Annotated in this window: 17 protein-coding genes; 12 read left to right on the top strand and 5 right to left on the bottom strand. The window is 73.8% G+C overall.

Annotated features, from left to right (window positions below):
• The first annotated feature begins 67 nt into the window (after positions 1–67).
• From UXQ13_RS19610 to UXQ13_RS19575, 8 genes are all read left to right on the top strand, one after another.
• On the top strand, positions 68–592 hold the full coding sequence (locus tag UXQ13_RS19610) for a MaoC family dehydratase (protein ID WP_225233378.1): 525 nt from the start codon (positions 68–70) through the stop codon (positions 590–592).
• Positions 589–1791 carry a CaiB/BaiF CoA transferase family protein gene (locus tag UXQ13_RS19605; protein ID WP_336392803.1) on the top strand — a complete coding sequence of 401 codons (1203 nt, stop codon included), beginning with the start codon at positions 589–591 and terminating at the stop codon, positions 1789–1791. Before UXQ13_RS19610 ends, UXQ13_RS19605 begins: the two co-directional genes overlap by 4 nt.
• A gap of 1 nt (position 1792) precedes the next feature.
• The gene (locus UXQ13_RS19600; protein WP_225233376.1) at positions 1793–2956 is read left to right on the top strand and encodes an acyl-CoA dehydrogenase family protein; all 1164 of its coding nucleotides are present in this window, start codon (positions 1793–1795) and stop codon (positions 2954–2956) included.
• Positions 2953–3789, top strand: a complete 837-nt coding sequence (locus UXQ13_RS19595) for an HpcH/HpaI aldolase/citrate lyase family protein (protein ID WP_336392802.1) — start codon at positions 2953–2955, stop codon at positions 3787–3789. The genes UXQ13_RS19600 and UXQ13_RS19595 overlap by 4 nt, the downstream gene beginning before the upstream one ends.
• Before the next feature lie 27 nt (positions 3790–3816).
• The gene (locus UXQ13_RS19590; protein ID WP_336392801.1) at positions 3817–5220 is read left to right on the top strand and encodes a threonine/serine exporter family protein; all 1404 of its coding nucleotides are present in this window, start codon (positions 3817–3819) and stop codon (positions 5218–5220) included.
• 106 nt (positions 5221–5326) lie between these two features.
• Positions 5327–5794, top strand: coding sequence for an Lrp/AsnC family transcriptional regulator (locus UXQ13_RS19585; protein WP_336392800.1), 468 nt, complete (start codon positions 5327–5329; stop codon positions 5792–5794).
• 68 nt (positions 5795–5862) lie between these two features.
• Complete coding sequence (locus UXQ13_RS19580; RefSeq protein ID WP_225233372.1) at positions 5863–6327, top strand: DUF2231 domain-containing protein; 465 nt, start codon at positions 5863–5865, stop codon at positions 6325–6327.
• Positions 6328–6388: 61 nt separating this feature from the next.
• Entirely contained in the window at positions 6389–7111 is a 723-nt protein-coding gene (locus tag UXQ13_RS19575) for a VIT1/CCC1 transporter family protein (protein WP_336392799.1), read from the top strand.
• Between the two features lie 97 nt (positions 7112–7208).
• Here UXQ13_RS19575 and speB (UXQ13_RS19570) read toward each other — a convergent pair whose 3' ends face one another.
• Genes speB (UXQ13_RS19570) through UXQ13_RS19560 form a run of 3 tightly spaced genes read right to left on the bottom strand, consistent with a single transcriptional unit; the run spans position 7209 to position 10056 of the window.
• Positions 7209–8156, bottom strand: coding sequence for an agmatinase (gene speB / locus UXQ13_RS19570; protein ID WP_336392798.1), 948 nt, complete (start codon positions 8154–8156; stop codon positions 7209–7211).
• A complete protein-coding gene (locus UXQ13_RS19565) occupies positions 8153–8533 on the bottom strand; it encodes a YybH family protein (RefSeq protein ID WP_336392797.1) in 381 nt (126 codons plus the stop codon). Before UXQ13_RS19565 ends, speB (UXQ13_RS19570) begins: the two co-directional genes overlap by 4 nt.
• On the bottom strand, positions 8530–10056 hold the full coding sequence (locus UXQ13_RS19560) for a purine-cytosine permease family protein (protein WP_336392796.1): 1527 nt from the start codon (positions 10054–10056) through the stop codon (positions 8530–8532). The genes UXQ13_RS19565 and UXQ13_RS19560 overlap by 4 nt, the downstream gene beginning before the upstream one ends.
• Before the next feature lie 103 nt (positions 10057–10159).
• Between UXQ13_RS19560 and UXQ13_RS19555 the strand changes: the two genes are divergently transcribed.
• The 4 genes from UXQ13_RS19555 (at position 10160) to UXQ13_RS19540 (ending at position 12822) form a co-directional block, all read left to right on the top strand.
• The gene (locus tag UXQ13_RS19555; protein WP_336392795.1) at positions 10160–10822 is read left to right on the top strand and encodes a cyclase family protein; all 663 of its coding nucleotides are present in this window, start codon (positions 10160–10162) and stop codon (positions 10820–10822) included.
• A complete protein-coding gene (locus tag UXQ13_RS19550) occupies positions 10819–11379 on the top strand; it encodes a helix-turn-helix domain-containing protein (RefSeq protein WP_336392794.1) in 561 nt (186 codons plus the stop codon). Before UXQ13_RS19555 ends, UXQ13_RS19550 begins: the two co-directional genes overlap by 4 nt.
• A 172-nt stretch (positions 11380–11551) precedes the next feature.
• A complete protein-coding gene (locus UXQ13_RS19545; RefSeq protein WP_472975161.1) occupies positions 11552–12355 on the top strand; it encodes a PP2C family protein-serine/threonine phosphatase in 804 nt (267 codons plus the stop codon).
• A 44-nt stretch (positions 12356–12399) separates the two neighbouring features.
• Entirely contained in the window at positions 12400–12822 is a 423-nt protein-coding gene (locus tag UXQ13_RS19540) for a hypothetical protein (protein ID WP_336392793.1), read from the top strand.
• Positions 12823–12824: 2 nt separating this feature from the next.
• On the opposite strand, the gene UXQ13_RS19535 is transcribed toward UXQ13_RS19540, so the two are convergent.
• Together UXQ13_RS19535 and speB (UXQ13_RS19530) are read right to left on the bottom strand one after the other, a co-directional pair.
• Positions 12825–14705 (bottom strand): primary-amine oxidase, encoded by a 1881-nt coding sequence (locus UXQ13_RS19535; protein WP_336392792.1) that lies wholly within the window; start codon positions 14703–14705, stop codon positions 12825–12827.
• On the bottom strand, positions 14702–15712 hold the full coding sequence (speB, locus tag UXQ13_RS19530; RefSeq protein ID WP_336392791.1) for an agmatinase: 1011 nt from the start codon (positions 15710–15712) through the stop codon (positions 14702–14704). Before speB (UXQ13_RS19530) ends, UXQ13_RS19535 begins: the two co-directional genes overlap by 4 nt.
• Between the last annotated feature and the right edge of the window lie 57 nt (positions 15713–15769).

Genomic DNA, 15769 nt, shown 5'->3' with positions numbered 1-15769 from the left:
CCACGGGTCGAGGGGTTGCGCGCGTAATCATCAGACGTTTACCGTCCGGCTGTCGAGGGAGGTCTCCATGACCACACACCCAGCCGTCCTGGGTCGGTACTTCGAGGACTACGTCGTGGGCGACGTCTACCAGCACCCGCTCGGCCGCACGATCTCCGAGGCCGACAACACCTGGCTGACCATGCTGACGATGAACACCAACCAGCAGCACGTGAACGCGCACCTCGCCGCGCAGAACCCCATCACCGGCGGCCGCGTCATCGTGAACTCGGGGCTGACCATCGCCCTGACGCTGGGCCTGAGCGTGCTGGACATGAGCCAGAACGCGGTGGCGAACCTGGAGATGACCGACGTCCGGCTGACCCACCCGGTCTACGTCGGCGACACCCTCTACGCGGAGAGCCTGTGCACCGGCCTGCGGGCGTCGAAGTCCCGGCCCTACGCGGGCATCGTGTCGATGGTGACCCGCGGGCTGACCTCCGAGGGCGACGAGTGCATCTCGTTCAAGCGCTCGGTCATGGTCGCCACGAGGGAGTCCGGCATCGGGCAGGGCCACTTCCCGGAGGCCAAGACCGGGCCGCTGACCGCATGAGGCCGCTGGAGGACGTGCGGATCATCGCCCTGGAGCAGTACGGCGCCGGCCCGTTCGGCAGCGTGCACCTGGCCGACCTCGGCGCCCAGGTCATCAAGATCGAGGACCCGCGCACCGGCGGGGACATCGGCCGCTACGTCCCGCCGTACGTGCACGGCGAGGAGTCGCTGTTCTTCGAGACCTTCAACCGCAACAAGCAGAGCCTGTCCCTGGACATCTCCACGCCGGCCGGGCGCGCGGTGTTCGAGGACCTGGTGCGCACCAGCGACGCCGTCTGGTCCAACCTGCGCGGCGACGTCCCGGCCAAGATCGGCATCCGGTACGCCGATCTCGCCCACCTCAACCCGGCCGTCGTCTGCTGCAGCCTGACCGGCTTCGGCATGACCGGCCCGCGCGCGGCCGAGCCCGGCTACGACTACGTGCTGCAGGGCATCGCCGGCTGGATGAGCCTGACCGGCGACCCCGACGGCCCGCCGACCAAGACCGGGCTGTCGCTGGTGGACTTCTCCAGCGGTTTCGTCGCCGCGCTGTCGCTGATGGCCGGGCTGCACGCCGCGCGGCGGGACGGCGTCGGCGGGGACTGCGACGTCTCCCTCTACGACACCGCCATGTCGCTGCTGACCTACCCGGCCACCTGGGCGATGACGGCGGGGTATGAACCGGTCCGCACCGTCGACTCCGCGCACCCCTCGCTGGTCCCGTTCCAGGCGTTCCAGGCCGCCGACGGCTGGCTGGTCGTCGGCTGCGCCAAGGAGAAGTTCTGGCAGCGGCTGGTCGCCGTCCTCGAACGGCCCGACCTGGGGGACGACGACCGGTTCGCCACCTTCCAGCTCCGCGACGTGCACCGCGCCGAGCTGTTGCCCCAGCTCAAGACGGTGTTCGCCGCCGACACGGTGGCGCACTGGATGGCGTTGCTGCAGGCCGCGGGGGTGCCGTCGTCCCCGATCAACGACGTGGTCCAGGCGCTGGCCGACCCGCAGGCCGCCGCCCGGGGGCTGCTGCTGGAGACCGAGCACCCGCACTGGGGCACCGTGCGGCAGGTGGGCAGCCCGGTCCGCTTCGGCGACCAGCCCACCGAGCACCGCCGCGCCCCGCACCGCAACGAGCACCAGGATGCGATCACCGACCTGCTCGGCTACCCACCCGAGAAGGTCGCCGCACTGGCCGCCGCCGGCGCCTTCGGACACCAGGAGCACTGACGTGGACTTCACCCTCAACGAGGAGCAGCGCGACTTCCAGCAGGCGCTGCGCCGCTTCGTCGACCGCGAGATCGTGCCGGTGGCCTCGGAGTGGGAGCGCACCGGCCGCTACCCGACCGAGATCGTCGACCACCTGAAGGCGATGGGCCTGTTCGGCCTGACCACGCCCGAGGAGTTCGGCGGCCTGGCGCTGGACATGGTCAGCTTCACCCTCGTCTACGAGGAGATCAGCCGCGGCTGGATGGGCATCGCCGGCATCCTCGGCAGCCACGGGCTCTCGGCCTGGATGATCGCCAAGCACGGGACCGAGGAGCAGAAGCAGCGCTTCCTGCCCAAGCTGGCCACCGGCGAGTGGCGCACCGGCGTCGGCCTCACCGAGCCCGGCGCGGGCACCGACCTGCAGGGCATCGCCACGACGGCGGTGCTGGACGGCGACACCTACGTCGTCAACGGCACCAAGACCTGGATCACCAACGCCCGGCACGCGAACGTGCTGCCGGTGCTGGTGAAGACCGACCCGAAGGCCGAGCCCCGGCACCGCGGCATGTCGCTGCTGCTGGTGGACACGTCGTCCCCGGGCTTCGAGGTCAGCCGGGACCTGGGCAAGCTCGGCTACAAGGGCACCGAGTCCTGCGAGATCTCGCTGGTCGACGTCCGGGTGCCGGCCACCGACCTGCTCGGCGGCGTCGAGGGCCTGGGCATGAAGCAGGCCCTGTCCGGCCTGGAGATCGGCCGGCTCAACATCGCCGGCCGCAGCGTCGGCGTCGCCCAGGCCGCCTACGACGCGGCGCTGAAGTACGCGGGCGAGCGGGAGGCGTTCGGGCACCCGATCGCGGAGTTCCAGGCCATCGCGCTCAAGCTGGCCGAGATGGCCACCCAGCTGCAGGCCGCCCGGCTCCTCACCTACTGGGCCGCCTCCAAGGCCGACGCCGGCCAGCGGGTGGACGCGGAGTCCGGCATGGCCAAGGTGTTCGCCTCGGAGACCGCGCTGGCGCTGTCCCTGGAAGCCATGCGGATCCACGGCGGCTACGGCTACTCCACCGAGTTCGTCGTCGAGCGGCTCTACCGCGACGCCCCGCTGATGGCGATCGGCGAGGGCACCAACGACGTGCTGCGCACCGTCATCGCCAAGTCGCTGGTCGCGGGCACGACGGTCGTCGGGTGACCGTCCGCAGCTGGCTCTACGTGCCCGGCGACCGGCCCGACCGGTTCGCCAAGGCGGTCGCCACCGGGGCCGGGGCCGTCGTCCTCGACCTGGAGGATGCCGTCCCGCCGGCCGGCAAGGACGCCGCCCGGGCCGCCGTCCTCACCCTGCTCGGGGAGCGGCCGGCGGCCCAGGTGTGGGTACGGGTCAACACCGGCGAGCGGGGTCGGGACGACGTCGACGCCGTGGCCCGGGCGCCCTGGCTGACCGGCGTCGTGCTGCCGAAGGCGGCGTCCCGGGAGCTGCTGGAGCGGGTGCACAGCCAACTGCTGTCCGCCGAGGAGGCCACCGGCCGCTCCCCGGGCGGCATCGGGGTCAGCCCGCTGGTGGAGAGCGCCGCCGGCGTGCTGGCCGCCCCCGTGCTGGCCGGTGGGCCGCGGGTGCGCTGCCTGCAGCTCGGCGAGGTCGACCTGGCCGCCGACCTCGGCGTCACCCCCGGCCCGGACGGCGCCGAGCTGCTGCTGGCCCGCAGCACCGTCGTGCTCGCCTCGGCCGCTGCCGGCATCGCGCCGCCGCCGGCCGCGGTGTCCACCGAGTTCCGCGACCTGGCCGCCTTCGAGGCGCAGACCCGGGCGCTGCTGGCGATGGGCTTCCGCGGCCGGGCGTGCATCCACCCGGCGCAGGTCGAGGTGGTGGAGCGGGTGTGCCGGCCCACGCCCGAGGAGGTCGCCGAGGCCCGCGACGTGCTGACCCGCCTGGCGGCGTCCCCCGGGGTGGCGATCGGGGCCGACGGCCGGATGCTCGACGAGGCCGTCGCCCGCCAGGCCCGCAGCACCCTCGCCCTGTCCGGCTGACGCACAGGTGTCCGTAGCCTCCGGAGGGTGACCGATCGGCCCGCCGTCCCCCGGCCTCGTTGGGGGCGGCTGCCCGACGCGGCCCGCCGGGCGGTGTCCGGCACCGGCCCGCCCACCGAGCCGCTGGCGCTGCGCGCCCGACCCAGCGGGGTCGACGTCGAGACCGCGCGGTCGGCGCTGTCGCTGGCCCTGCGGATCGGCGAGTCGATGATGGCCGTGGGCGCCTCGGCGGCCGACGTGACCGCCGGCGTCCTTCGGGTGGCGGCGGCCTACGGGCTCACCGACTGCCAGGTGGACATGACCTTCACGTCGCTGACCATCGGCTACGACCCCGACGACGTCCCGCCACTGGTGCTCATGCGGATCGTCCGGCCCCGCGGCGTGGACTACACCCGGCTGCGGGGCATCGCCGAGCTCGCCACCCAGGTCACCACCGGGGGTCTGCCGCTGGAGGAGGCCCACCGCCGGCTGGACGACGTGCTGGCCGCCCCGAACCCCTACCGCCGGCAGATCCACGCACTGGGCTGGTCCGGCGTGGCCGCGTGCGTGGCCTTCCTGCTCGGCGGCGACTGGCTGGTCGCCCTCGTCGCGGCGGTGACCACGGCGGTCGTCGAGCGCACCATCCGGGCGCTGAACCGGCGCGGGCTGCCGGTCTTCTTCCAGCAGGCCGCCGGCGCCGCGATCGCCACCGGGACGGCGGTGCTGCTGGTGGTGGCCGGGATCGACGTCCGGGCGTCGCTGGTGGTCGCCGCCGGAATCGTGGTGCTGCTGGCCGGGTTGTCCCTGGTGGGCGCCGCGGAGGACGCGATCAGCGGCTTCCCGGTGACCGCCGCGGCCCGGGCGTTCGAGGTGGTCACGCTGACCACCGGCATCGTCGTCGGCATCGCCGCTGTTCTGGACGTCGCCCAGCGGTTCGAGGTGCCGCTGCGGGTGATCGACCCGGCCACGGTCGCCGTCCCCTTCGTCGTGTCGCTGACCGCCGCGGCCGCGATGGGCGGGTCGTGGGCGCTGGCGTCGTTCGCCCGGCCGCGGGCCATCGCGGTCGCGGTGCTGGCCGGCGCAGCGGCGTGGGCGACCTCCAGCGCCGCCGGCCTGGTCGGTGCCGGCCCCGCGGTGGCCGCTGCTGCCGCCGCGGTCGTGGTGGGCTTCTCCGGCGAGGCCCTGGGCGACCGGCTCGGAGTGCCCGCGCTGCTCGTCGCGGTGTGCGGCATCGTGCCGCTGCTGCCGGGTCTGGCCATCTACCGCGGCCTGTTCGCCGTGGTGGTCGACGGCGACGTGCCCGGCGGGACCGCCCGCCTGGTGGGCGCCGCCGCGGTGGGGCTGGCCCTGGCCGCGGGCGTCGTGCTGGGCCGCTACCTGGGCCGGCCGCTGGGCGGCCGGATCGACCGGTTCGAGCGGCGGGTGCGCGGCCGGGCGATCCGGCGCGACTGAGCAGAGGCATGCGCGGTCGAGGGTCGGGTCGCTACTGTTCCCGTCGTCGGAGGACCCGTGCACGACGGGATCCGTGGGGGAGGCCGTGATGTCGGAGCGTCCGCCGATGGCGTTGGACGACACCTCGCGCGCCATCATCGAGCAGCTGCAGCAGGACGGACGTCGTCCCTACGCCCGGATCGCCGAGGCGGTCGGGCTCAGCGAGGCCGCCGTCCGGCAGCGGGTGCAGCGCCTGCAGGACTCCGGCGTCATGCAGATCGTCGCGGTGACCGACCCGCGGCAGGTCGGCTTCCCGCGGCAGGCGATGGTGGGCATCCGCACCGAGGGCGACTCGCGGCTGGTCGCCGATGTGGTCGCCGGGTTCGACGAGGTCGACTACGTGGTCATCTCCGCAGGGTCGCTGGACCTGCTGGTCGAGGTGGTCTGCACCGACGACACCCAGCTGCTGGACACCGTCAGCCGGATCCGTGCCGTCGACGGCGTCACCTCGACCGAGACCTTCCTCTACCTGGGGCTGCGCAAGCAGACCTACGCCTGGGGCACCCGCCGCGCCGACCCCGGACCGGCGGTCTGAGCCACAGGCTGCGCACACGTGCGCATGGGTTGATGGGCGCCAGTCACCACCCCCCCACGGAGGACCCTGTGCCCGAGACCCTGTTCGGCCTGCCCGCGCACCCGTTGATCGTGCACGCCACGGTGGTGCTGGTCCCGCTGGGCGCCCTCCTCGTGCTGCTGCACGCGCTCTGGCCGGCCGCCCGCCGCCGGCTGGGCATCGTCACGCCGCTGGTCGCCCTCGTCGGGGTGGTGCTGGTGCCGCTGTCGACGGAGAGCGGGGAGAACCTGGAGCACGCGCTGGGCCGCAGCGAGCTGATCGAGGCGCACTCCCGCCTCGCCGACGGGCTGCTGCCGTGGATGGTCGGGCTCTTCGTCATGGCGGTCGCCGTCTACGTGCTGGGCCGTCGTCCGGCCGGGCCGCGGCTGGTCGGCGTCCTCGCTGCGGTGCTCGCCGTGGTCGCCGTCGTCGGGGTGACCCAGCAGGTCGTCCGCATCGGGCACTCCGGCGCCGAGGCCACCTGGTCCGACACCGCGTCGGCGGACGGTGACTGAGGGCACGCAGCCGAGCCTGACCTTCCTGGCACGCGGTGCCGGGGAGCCCTACCGTCGCGCCGTGAGCACCGATCTGCCCGTCACCCACACCGGGGAGCCGCACGCCGGCGCCCTCGGCACCCGGCTCAACTGGCTGCGCGCCGGCGTCCTCGGCGCGAACGACGGCATCGTGTCCACCGCCGGCCTGGTCGTCGGCGTGGCCGGTGCGACGACGGCGCACGCCCCGGTCCTCACCGCCGGTGTCGCCGGCCTGGTCGCCGGGGCGGTCTCGATGGCGCTGGGCGAGTACGTGTCGGTGAGCAGCCAGCGCGACAGCGAGCAGGCGCTGCTGGACAAGGAGCGCCGCGAGCTGGTCGAGATGCCCGAGCAGGAGCTCGCCGAGCTGGCCGCGATCTACGAGTCCAAGGGCCTGTCGCCGCAGACCGCCCGCACGGTCGCCGAGGAGCTGACCGCCAAGGACGCGTTCGCCGCGCACGTCGAGGCCGAGCTGGGCATCGACCCCGACGAGCTCACCAATCCCTGGCACGCCGCGGGTGCCTCCGCCGTGGCCTTCACCGTCGGCTCGCTGCTCCCGCTGGCCGCGATCCTGCTGCCCCCGCCCGGCGCCCGGGTGCCGGTGACCTTCCTCGTGGTGCTGCTGGCCCTGGCGCTGACCGGTGCGGTGAGCGCGCGGCTGGGCGGGTCGCCGGTGGCCCGGGCCGTCGTCCGGCTGGTCGCCGGCGGCGCGATCGCGATGGCGGTGACCTTCGCGATCGGCGCCTTGGTCGGCGGCCTCGGCGTCTAGGTGCGGTCGCCGGGTGGGGTGTCCGCGAATCCCTGGGGGTGGCCGGGCGCAGCGATGGCCGCACACCCCCAGGAATCCGCGGACACCCCCGCCGCGATCACCCAGCGCGGTTCAGGGCCAGGACGCTGAGCAGCTCGTAGGCGACGTGGCTGGCGGCGATCGCGGTCAGCTCGGCGTGGTCGTAGGCGGGGGACACCTCGACCACGTCGGCGCCGACGACGTCCAGGCCGACCAGGCCGCGCAGGGTGTTGAGCAGCTCGCGGCTGGTCAGCCCGCCCGCCTCGGGGGTGCCGGTGCCCGGGGCGTGCGCCGGGTCCAGCACGTCGATGTCCACCGACACGTAGACCGGGCCGTCGCCGAGCCGGCGGCGCATCCGCTCCACGACGCTGGCCACGCCGTCGACCTCGTAGTCGTCGCTGCGCACCACCTGGAAGCCGAGCACGGCGTCGTCCTCCAGGTCCTGCTTGGAGTACAGCGGGCCGCGGATGCCCACGTGCATCGACCGCTCCAGGTCGATCAGCCCCTCCTCGCTGGCCCGGCGGAACGGGGTGCCGTGCGTGTACGGGGCGCCGAAGTAGGTGTCCCAGGTGTCCAGGTGCGCGTCGAAGTGCAGGACGGCGACCGGGCCGTGGTCGCGGGCCACCGAGCGCAGGATCGGCAGCGCCACCGTGTGGTCCCCGCCGAGGGTCAGCACCTGGGCGCCGTCGGCCCGCAGCGCGCTGATCCCGGCGTCGATGGTGCCGATGGCCTCCTCGATGTCGAACGGGTTCACCCCGAGGTCACCGGCGTCGGCCACCTGCTGGGTGCCGAACGGCATCGCGTCCAGCGCCGGGTTGTACGGGCGCAGCAGCTTGGACCCGGCCCGCACGTGGCCCGGGCCGAAGCGCGCGCCCGGCCGGTAGCTGACGCCGGAGTCGAACGGGATGCCGACGACGGCGACGTCGGCCCGGGAGACCTCGTCCAGCCGGGGCAGCCGGGCGAAGGTGGCTGGGCCGCCGTAGCGGGGGACCTTCGTGGCGTCGACGGGGCCGATCGGGGTGCTCACGGGGTGTCTCCAGACGGTGAGAGGTGTTCGTGGACGACGAGCCAGCCCGCGCCGTCCCGGACGAGGACGACGGTCTCCCGCTCCTGCGTGGTGGCCTCGCCCTCGTGGGTGGCCACGGTCGTCGTCACGTGGTGGGTGACCAGCGCAGTCTCCCCGACCCACTGCAGCTGCTGGTCGGTCGAGGTGCAGGCCAGCACCCGGAAGCCGTCCTCGGCGACCCAGGTGCGCCAGGCGTCCCGGTACTCCTCGCGGGAGCCGAACCGGGGACTGCCGGGCAGCACGAAGGTGGCCTCGGGGTGCAGGCAGGCGAAGTAGGCGTCCTCGTCGGAGGAGGCGAACGCCGCGACCAGCGCGTCGAGCGCGTCGAGCGCGGTCATGCCGGCAGGTCCGCGCCGGGCCGGCGGACCGGGTCGGTGATCGGCGGCGCCTCGCCCGCCGCGCTGGGCACCCAGCGGGGACCCTGCGGCCCGAAGACGTAGCGCGGCTCGGGGAAGAGGAAGAGCGACCCCAGGTAGAGGACGGCGGCGAGCAGCAGCGCCACCGGCAGGCTGACGTCGACCCCGCCGAAGGCGTTGGTGAACGGCCCGACGATCAGCGGCGGGTAGTTGGCGAAGAGCAGCCCGATCACCGCCGAGGGGATCCAGGCCACCATCCCGCGCCAGTTCACCCCGCCGGAGAACCAGTAGACGCCGCCCTCGCGGCCCTGGTTGAACACCTGGACGGCGGCCGGGTCGTAGTACCCGCGCCGGACGACGTAGCCCAGCGTCATGATCACCATCCACGGCGTGGTGCAGATGACGATCGCGCCGATGAAGGCGTTCACGCTGCCGACCAGGTCGAAGGCCAGCCGGCCGACCACGATGAACACGAAGCTCAGCGCACCGATGACCAGCGAGGCGCGCACCCGGGACAGCCGCGGCAGCACCGAGGAGAAGTCCAACCCGGTGCCGTACAGCGAGGTGACGCCGGTGGACAGCCCGCCCAGGACGGCGACCACCATCAGCAGCAGGGCGTACCAGAGCGGCGAGGCCTGGACCAGCGCGAACACGTAGTCGACCTCACCGGCGACCAGCGTCGCCGTCCCCACGCCGAACAGGAACGGGACCAGCGTGGCCAGCTGGGCCACCACCGTCGCCGACAGCAGCGACCGGCGGGAGGTGTCGGCCGGGATGTAGCGCGACCAGTCGCCGAGGAAGGCGCCGAAGGAGACCGGGTTGCCCATCACGATCAGCACCGAGAGCACGAACGTGGGGGCGAAGGAGCCCAGCGCGTAGGCGTCCGGGCCCGGGTCGTAGGACAGGTCGAAGACGTTCGCGTAGGCCACGATCCCCAGCAGGATCAGCACCGTGTTGCCGACCACCACGACCTTGTTGACCAGCAGCATGAACTGGTAGCCGTAGACCACGACGACGATCACCAGCGCGCCCAGCACGGCGTAGACCAGCGCGCGGGTCAGGTCGCCGTCGGGCAGGCCGAAGAGCCGGTTGCCCGCGGCGACCAGGGCGTCGCCGGAGACCCAGACCGAGATCGAGTAGAACGCGATCGCGGTCAGCAGGGACAGGAACGACCCCAGGATCCGACCGCGGACGCCGAAGTGCGCCGAGGACGACACCGCGTTGTTCGTCCCGGTCTTGGGGCCGAACAGGCCCATCGGGGAGAGCACCAGCCCGCCGAGGACGACGCCGACCACCGTGGCGAGCACCGCCTGGCCCAGCGACAGCCCGAGCAGGATCGGGAAGGTGCCCAGGATGATGGTCGCGAAGGTGTTGGCACCGCCGAACTGGATGCGCAGCAGGTCCAGCGGCCGGGACGTGCGTTCGGCGTCGGGGATGGTGTCGATGCCGTGCTGCTCGACCTCCAGCGCGCGGGGGCGCCGGGTCGGGTCTGCGCTGGGGGCCATCGCGGCTCTCCTCGGTCGGGGGTGACGGGGGCCACCGGCCGGTACCGTAAGGCTCCTGTTGCTCATAAGGCAACGAAAGTTCACCGGGACGAAACGAGGACACGTGCGCGTCACACGGCTGGTCGACCTGTCCGTCCCGGTCGACACGGGCACGCAGGTGTTCCCGGGGGACCCGGTGTTCGCCTCGCAGCCGCACACCACGGTGGCCGCCGACGGCTACAACGTGCAGGCCGTGCGCATGGGCTCGCAGACCGGCACGCACGTCGACGCCCCGTTCCACTTCGCCCCCGACGGCCTGCGCGTTGACGAGCTCGACCTCACCCGGCTGACCGGGCCGGCGGTCGTGGTCGACGTCCGCGGCCGGGCGCCGCGCAGCCGGCTGACCTGGGACGACGTGGCCGACGACCGCATCTCCGCGGGCTCCATCGTGCTGCTGCACACCGGCTGGTCGGCGCACTACGGCACGCCGGCCTACTTCGACCACCCGTTCCTGGACGCCGACGCCTGCCGCCGGCTGCTGGCCGCCGGGGTGCGCACGATCGGGCTGGACGCCCCGAACATCGACCTCACGCCCACCGACGACGACCCGGGCGAGGGCTACCCGGTGCACCACCTGGTCGCCGCCGTCGACGGGGTGATCTGCGAGAACCTGACCAACCTGGCCGCCGTCGACTTCGCCGACCCGTTCGTCTCCCTGCTGCCGCTGCGGCTGACCGGCGCCGACGGCGCCCCGGTGCGCGCGGTGGCGATGCAGGTCCAGCCGTGACCCGACCGACCCCGCCCGAGGCCCGGATCGGCGCCCGGCTGCGGGCCGCCCGGCAGGCCCGCGGGCTGACCCTGGACCAGGTCGCCTCCGCGACCGAGCTGACCAAGGGGTTCATCAGCCGGCTCGAGCGCGACGAGGTGTCGCCGTCGGTGGCCTCGCTGGTCGCCGTGGCCGGGGTGCTCGGCCTGGGCATGGGTGAGCTGTTCGACCCGCCGTCCACCCAGCTGGTGCGCGCCGGCACCGGCCCGCCGATCGCGTTCGGCGGGCAGCGGGTGCACGAGACGCTGCTCACCCCGGGCACCCAGCGGGAGCTGCAGGTCATCCACTCCCGGCTCGAGCCCGGCGGCACCGGTGGGGCGGACCTCTACACGCTGCGGTCGGCGGTGGAGTTCGTCTACGTGGTGGCCGGGTCGCTGGACGTCGTCCTGGCCGACGAGGTGATCGCGCTGCAGCCGGGGGACGCGCTGACCTTCCCCGGTCGGACGCCGCACACCTGGCGCAACGGCTCGGACGCCGAACCGGCCGAGGTGCTCTGGGCGCTGAGCCCGGCTCCCTGATCCCCCGTGCGGGTCGGGCCGCGTCGATCGCGCGGGCGACGGCGGCCCACGGCTGGTCTACTTGCGCGGGACCGGGTCGAGGCGAGGAACGGGGGTGGGTGTGGCGCTGTCGTTGCACGCTGCCGCGCGCTCGCACACCGGGCCCCGTCCGGACAACCAGGACTCGGGTCTGGTGTCGCCCTCGCTGGTCGCCGTCGCCGACGGCGTCGGCGGCAACGTGGGCGGTGCCGTGGCCTCCTCGCTGGTCATCGGCTGGCTGGCCCCGATGGGCCGCGAGCTCGAGGCCGACCTGCCCGACGGAGGCCTGGCCGACCTGGTCTCCGCCTGCAACGAGCGGATCCGCACCGCCGTGGGCCACCGGCCCCGGCTGGAGGGGATGGCCACCACGCTGTCGGCGATCGGCGTGGTCGGCGACGCCGCCGTGCTGGTGCACATCGGCGACTCCCGGGCCTACCGCTGGCGGGCGCCCGAGCTGGTGCAGCTGACCCGCGACCACACCCTGGTGCAGGCCCTCATCGACGCCGGCTCGATCACCGAGGCCGAGGCGCTGGTGCACCCGCAGCGCTCGGCGGTCTACGCGGCGCTGCACGGCGGCACCGACGACGTCGAGGGCCTCGAGGTGCTCTCGGTCGACCTGCAGCCCGGCGACCGGCTGCTGGTCTGCTCCGACGGGCTGTCCGGCGCGCTCCCGCCGCAGGTGATGGCCGAGCTGCTGGCCGTCGCGGAGAACCCCGACCAGGCCGCGGCCACCCTGCTGGGCGCCGCCCTGGCCGCCCCGGCCTCCGACAACGTCACCGTCGTGGTGGCCGACGTGCTCGACGACATGGTCGACGGCATCCCGCCCACCCGGTACCGCACCGTGGGGGCGGCGTCCTCGGCGCGCGACGAGACCGTCGAGGTCCTCGAGGCGCTGTGGCCCGGCCCGTCGACCGGCGCCTTCCGCCCGGTCACCTCACCCGGCACCCCCACCGGCTGACCCCGGCGCTACAGCTCCGACCGGCACCTGCCGACGACGGAGGCGTGACCACGCTGCTGCAGCGCTCCGCCCCGCCGGAGCTCGACGCCATCACCCTGCTGCCCGGCCGGGCCGCGCTGCTCGACGTCCTGGCGCTGCGCCGTCCCGCCGCGGGCGGGCCCGCCGTCGCCGGTGTCGTGCTGGTGGGGTTGCCGTCCCCCGCGCTCGTCCCGCTGGGCGCCGCGCTGCTGCTCGACGTCACCGCCGCGCTGTCCGGCGCCCTGGTCGACGGCGAGTGGCTGGCCCGCTGCGGCCGGGCCGAGTTCGCCGTGGTCACCGACGAGCCCCTCGCCGCCGCCGCGGCCCGCCTGCGCGCCGTGCTGGACCTGCCGGTGGTGACCGGGACGCACCCGGTCACCGCCGACCACGCCGCCGCCGACGTGCTGGCGCTGGCCGCCCTCGACCTGGCGGCGGCCAGCCGCGGGTGACCTCAGTGGCAGTGCGAGCCCTTCGAGGGCGGCACGTCGAGAGTCGGGTTGCGGTCGAAGAAGCCGGTGGGCTTGAGCTCGAACCGCACGATGTCCACCGGCATGACCGGCCAGTCCTCGACCCGCGGCACGTGGTGCAGGCCGAACACGTGCCACAGGACGACGTCGGTGGCCTCGGTGGAGCGGCCGGCCTTCGTCCACTCGGGCAGCCCGGCGTCCTGCGAGCTCTGGTTGCAGAACTCCCCGGAGGGCCAGCGCTCCGCGGCGTCGAACGGGGTCACCCACACCGGGTGCGCGACCACCCCGGCCCGCTGCATGAGCGGTGACCCGGGCCCGGCCAGCGCCGGGATCGCCGCGGTCGGCACCAGCTTGTAGCTGGTCGGGGCGCCCCAGGCGTTCCGCCGGGACGTCGAGGTGACCTTGTAGCCGCGCTGCGAGGCCCAGTCGAGGTCGTAGCCGCCCTCGGTGGTGACCGGCGTCGACCGGGAGACCAGCGCCATGCCGTAGGGGTTGCCCGGTCCGGTCGGCGGCGCCTCGGTGTGCACCTGGACGACGGTGTTGTCCGGGGTGTCCACCTCCATGTCCAGCCGCGCCACGATGAAGTGCTGGTGGATCGGCGCGGTGGTGTGGTCGTCGACCACGGTGCCGTGCGGCGGCGGGGTGCCCTCGAACGTCGAGGTCACCATGATCCCGGTCGCCCGGACCTCGCACTCGATCTGGCCGTCCTGGTAGAAGCGCCAGTAGACGAGGTACTCGTAGTTGGCCACGGTCGCGTGGAAGCTGACCACCAGCCGGCGGGACCGGCGCACCTCCGCGCCGGCGTTCTCGTCGACGTGCTTCCACAGGACGCCGTCGTCCTCCTCGTGGATGCAGATCGCGTTCTTGATCGCGTAGGGCTCGGCGTGGCTGTCGTGCAGCACGGCGTCGACGTAGGTGATCTCGCCCAGGCAGTCGCAGCCCAGCTCGAGCGACGTCGTCATGAAGCCCAGGCCCCACTCGCCGATGTCGAAGGCGGTGCGCCGGTAGTGGTCCTCGCCGGGGTCGCGGTAGGGCACGACCATCTCGGCGAAGCTCATCCGGTGGGCGACCGAGCGGCCGTCGATGCCGACCCGGTGCAGCACCAGGCCCTCGCGGTGGTTGAAGCCGATCCGCATCGACCAGCCCAGCCAGGTCAGCTCGTTGCCCTCCAGGGCGAACGAGACGCCCTCGGGCTGGGTGACCTCGAAGGCCTTGATGTCCTCGCGCTGCACCAGGCCGGGCACCAGCGCCGGGACGTACTCACCCATCGCACCGGTCGGGGCGGCGACGGAGAAGGTGTCCTCGATGTCGAGGAGCTCCATGGTGTTGAGGTCCACCACGTGGTGCAGCCCGTTGACCGGGTGCGCGTAGGGGTTGCCGTTCGGGGTCTCGCGGACCCACACGTCGGTCCAGCCCACCCGGCGGTCGGCGAACTGCTGCGGGATCAGTGAGTGCCCGTAGGCCCAGGTGTCGATCAGCACCAGGTCCAGGTCGGTGATGCCGCGGGCGGCCAGCGAGGCGATGACCCGCTCGTCGGCGATCAGCGCGACGTGCGCCTCGTGCCACTCGTCGACGGTCATGTTGGGCTGCTGGCCCGGGACCGCCGTCCACTCCAGGACGGCGTCGTCGGTCAGCGAGACGATCGCCGTGTAGGCCGCGTTCGCCGCCCGGTCGAAGCAGGTGACCCGGGCCGCGCGCGGGTTCGGGTCGCCGGGCTGCCAGCTGCGGACGACGTCCTTGGCCGGCTCGCGCAGCTCGATGCCGGCGAACCGCCAGCCCTCGCCCACGCCCTTCTCCCGGCGCAGGACGGCGGCCGCGGCGCGGAACTCGTCGGCGGTCAACGGATCGAGCGGGTGTGCGGTCACGGGAGGTTCCTCTGGTCGAGCAGCGGGAGGGAGGGGTCGAACGGGACGCCGGTGCGGCGGCGGGCGATCGCGCTCAGCGCCTCGAGCACCACCCGGTTGGCCAGCGCGGCGGTGATGTCGGCGTGGTCGTAGGGCGGGGACACCTCGACGACGTCGATGCCGACCACCGGCAGCTCCAGGCAGATCCGGCGGACGGCGTCCAGCAGCTCGCGGGCGGTCAAGCCGCCGGGCTCGGGGGTGCCGGTGCCCGGTGCGTGCCCGGGGTCGCAGACGTCGATGTCGACGGAGAGGAAGACCCCGTCGCAGTCGTCGGTGGCGATGGTGAACGCCTCGGTCAGGCAGGCGGCGAGCCCGCGGTGCCCGATCTCGGTCATCTCGTAGGAGCGCATGCGCTGCTGGGTCATCCAGTCCAGCGTCTCCGGCGGCGGCCAGTAGCCGCGCAGCCCGACCTGCAGGAAGCGGTCCCCGCGCAGCGCGCCGGACTCGATCAGCCGGCGCATCGGCTGGCCGTGGCCCCACAGCGAGCCGAACTCGATGTCGCCGGTGTCGGCGTGCGCGTCGAAGTGGATCATCGAGACCCGGCCCTGTCCGAGGACGTCGGCCACCCCGCCGGCGTCGGCGAAGGCGATGGAGTGGTCGCCGCCCAGGACCACCGGGATCGCCCCGGCCCGGACGACGTCGGCGACCGCGGCGCGCAGCGCGGGCAGCGCCACCTCGATGTCGCCGGAGTACATCTCCACGTCGCCGGCGTCCAGCACCCGCAGGTCGCGCAGCCCGTCGGTGCGCAGCGCCAGGCTGGGCCGGGAGCCGTCGTGCGGCAGGTAGTCGGTCATCCGGATCGCCTGCGGCCCGAACCGGGTGCCCGGCCGGTGGCTCGTCCCGCCGTCGAAGGGCGCCCCGAGGACGACCACGTCGGCGCCGGCCATCGACGCGGGGTCGGTGTGGTCGCACCGGTCCACGCCCAGGAACGTGATGTCCGGACCGAACTGCGGGCCGTAGCGGGCCACGACGTCCTCCTGGGTCGGCGACGGAAACCGTCGATCTGCGGCGTCCCGGCGACGCTA

The organism is Klenkia terrae (assembly GCF_037083865.1).
In the GTDB taxonomy this organism is placed as follows: Bacteria; Actinomycetota; Actinomycetes; order Mycobacteriales; family Geodermatophilaceae; genus Klenkia; species Klenkia terrae.
This window is presented reverse-complemented; position numbering and strand designations above follow the sequence as displayed.

Excerpts from the sequence above, each read along its gene's own strand:
- UXQ13_RS19610 (WP_225233378.1), top strand. The coding sequence starts at position 68 with ATGACCACACACCCAGCCGTCCTGGGTCGGTACTTCGAGGACTACGTC.
- UXQ13_RS19605 (WP_336392803.1), top strand. The coding sequence starts at position 589 with ATGAGGCCGCTGGAGGACGTGCGGATCATCGCCCTGGAGCAGTACGGC.
- UXQ13_RS19585 (WP_336392800.1), top strand. The coding sequence starts at position 5,327 with ATGGCGTTGGACGACACCTCGCGCGCCATCATCGAGCAGCTGCAGCAG.
- UXQ13_RS19565 (WP_336392797.1), bottom strand. The coding sequence starts at position 8,533 with ATGACCGCGCTCGACGCGCTCGACGCGCTGGTCGCGGCGTTCGCCTCC.
- UXQ13_RS19560 (WP_336392796.1), bottom strand. The coding sequence starts at position 10,056 with ATGGCCCCCAGCGCAGACCCGACCCGGCGCCCCCGCGCGCTGGAGGTC.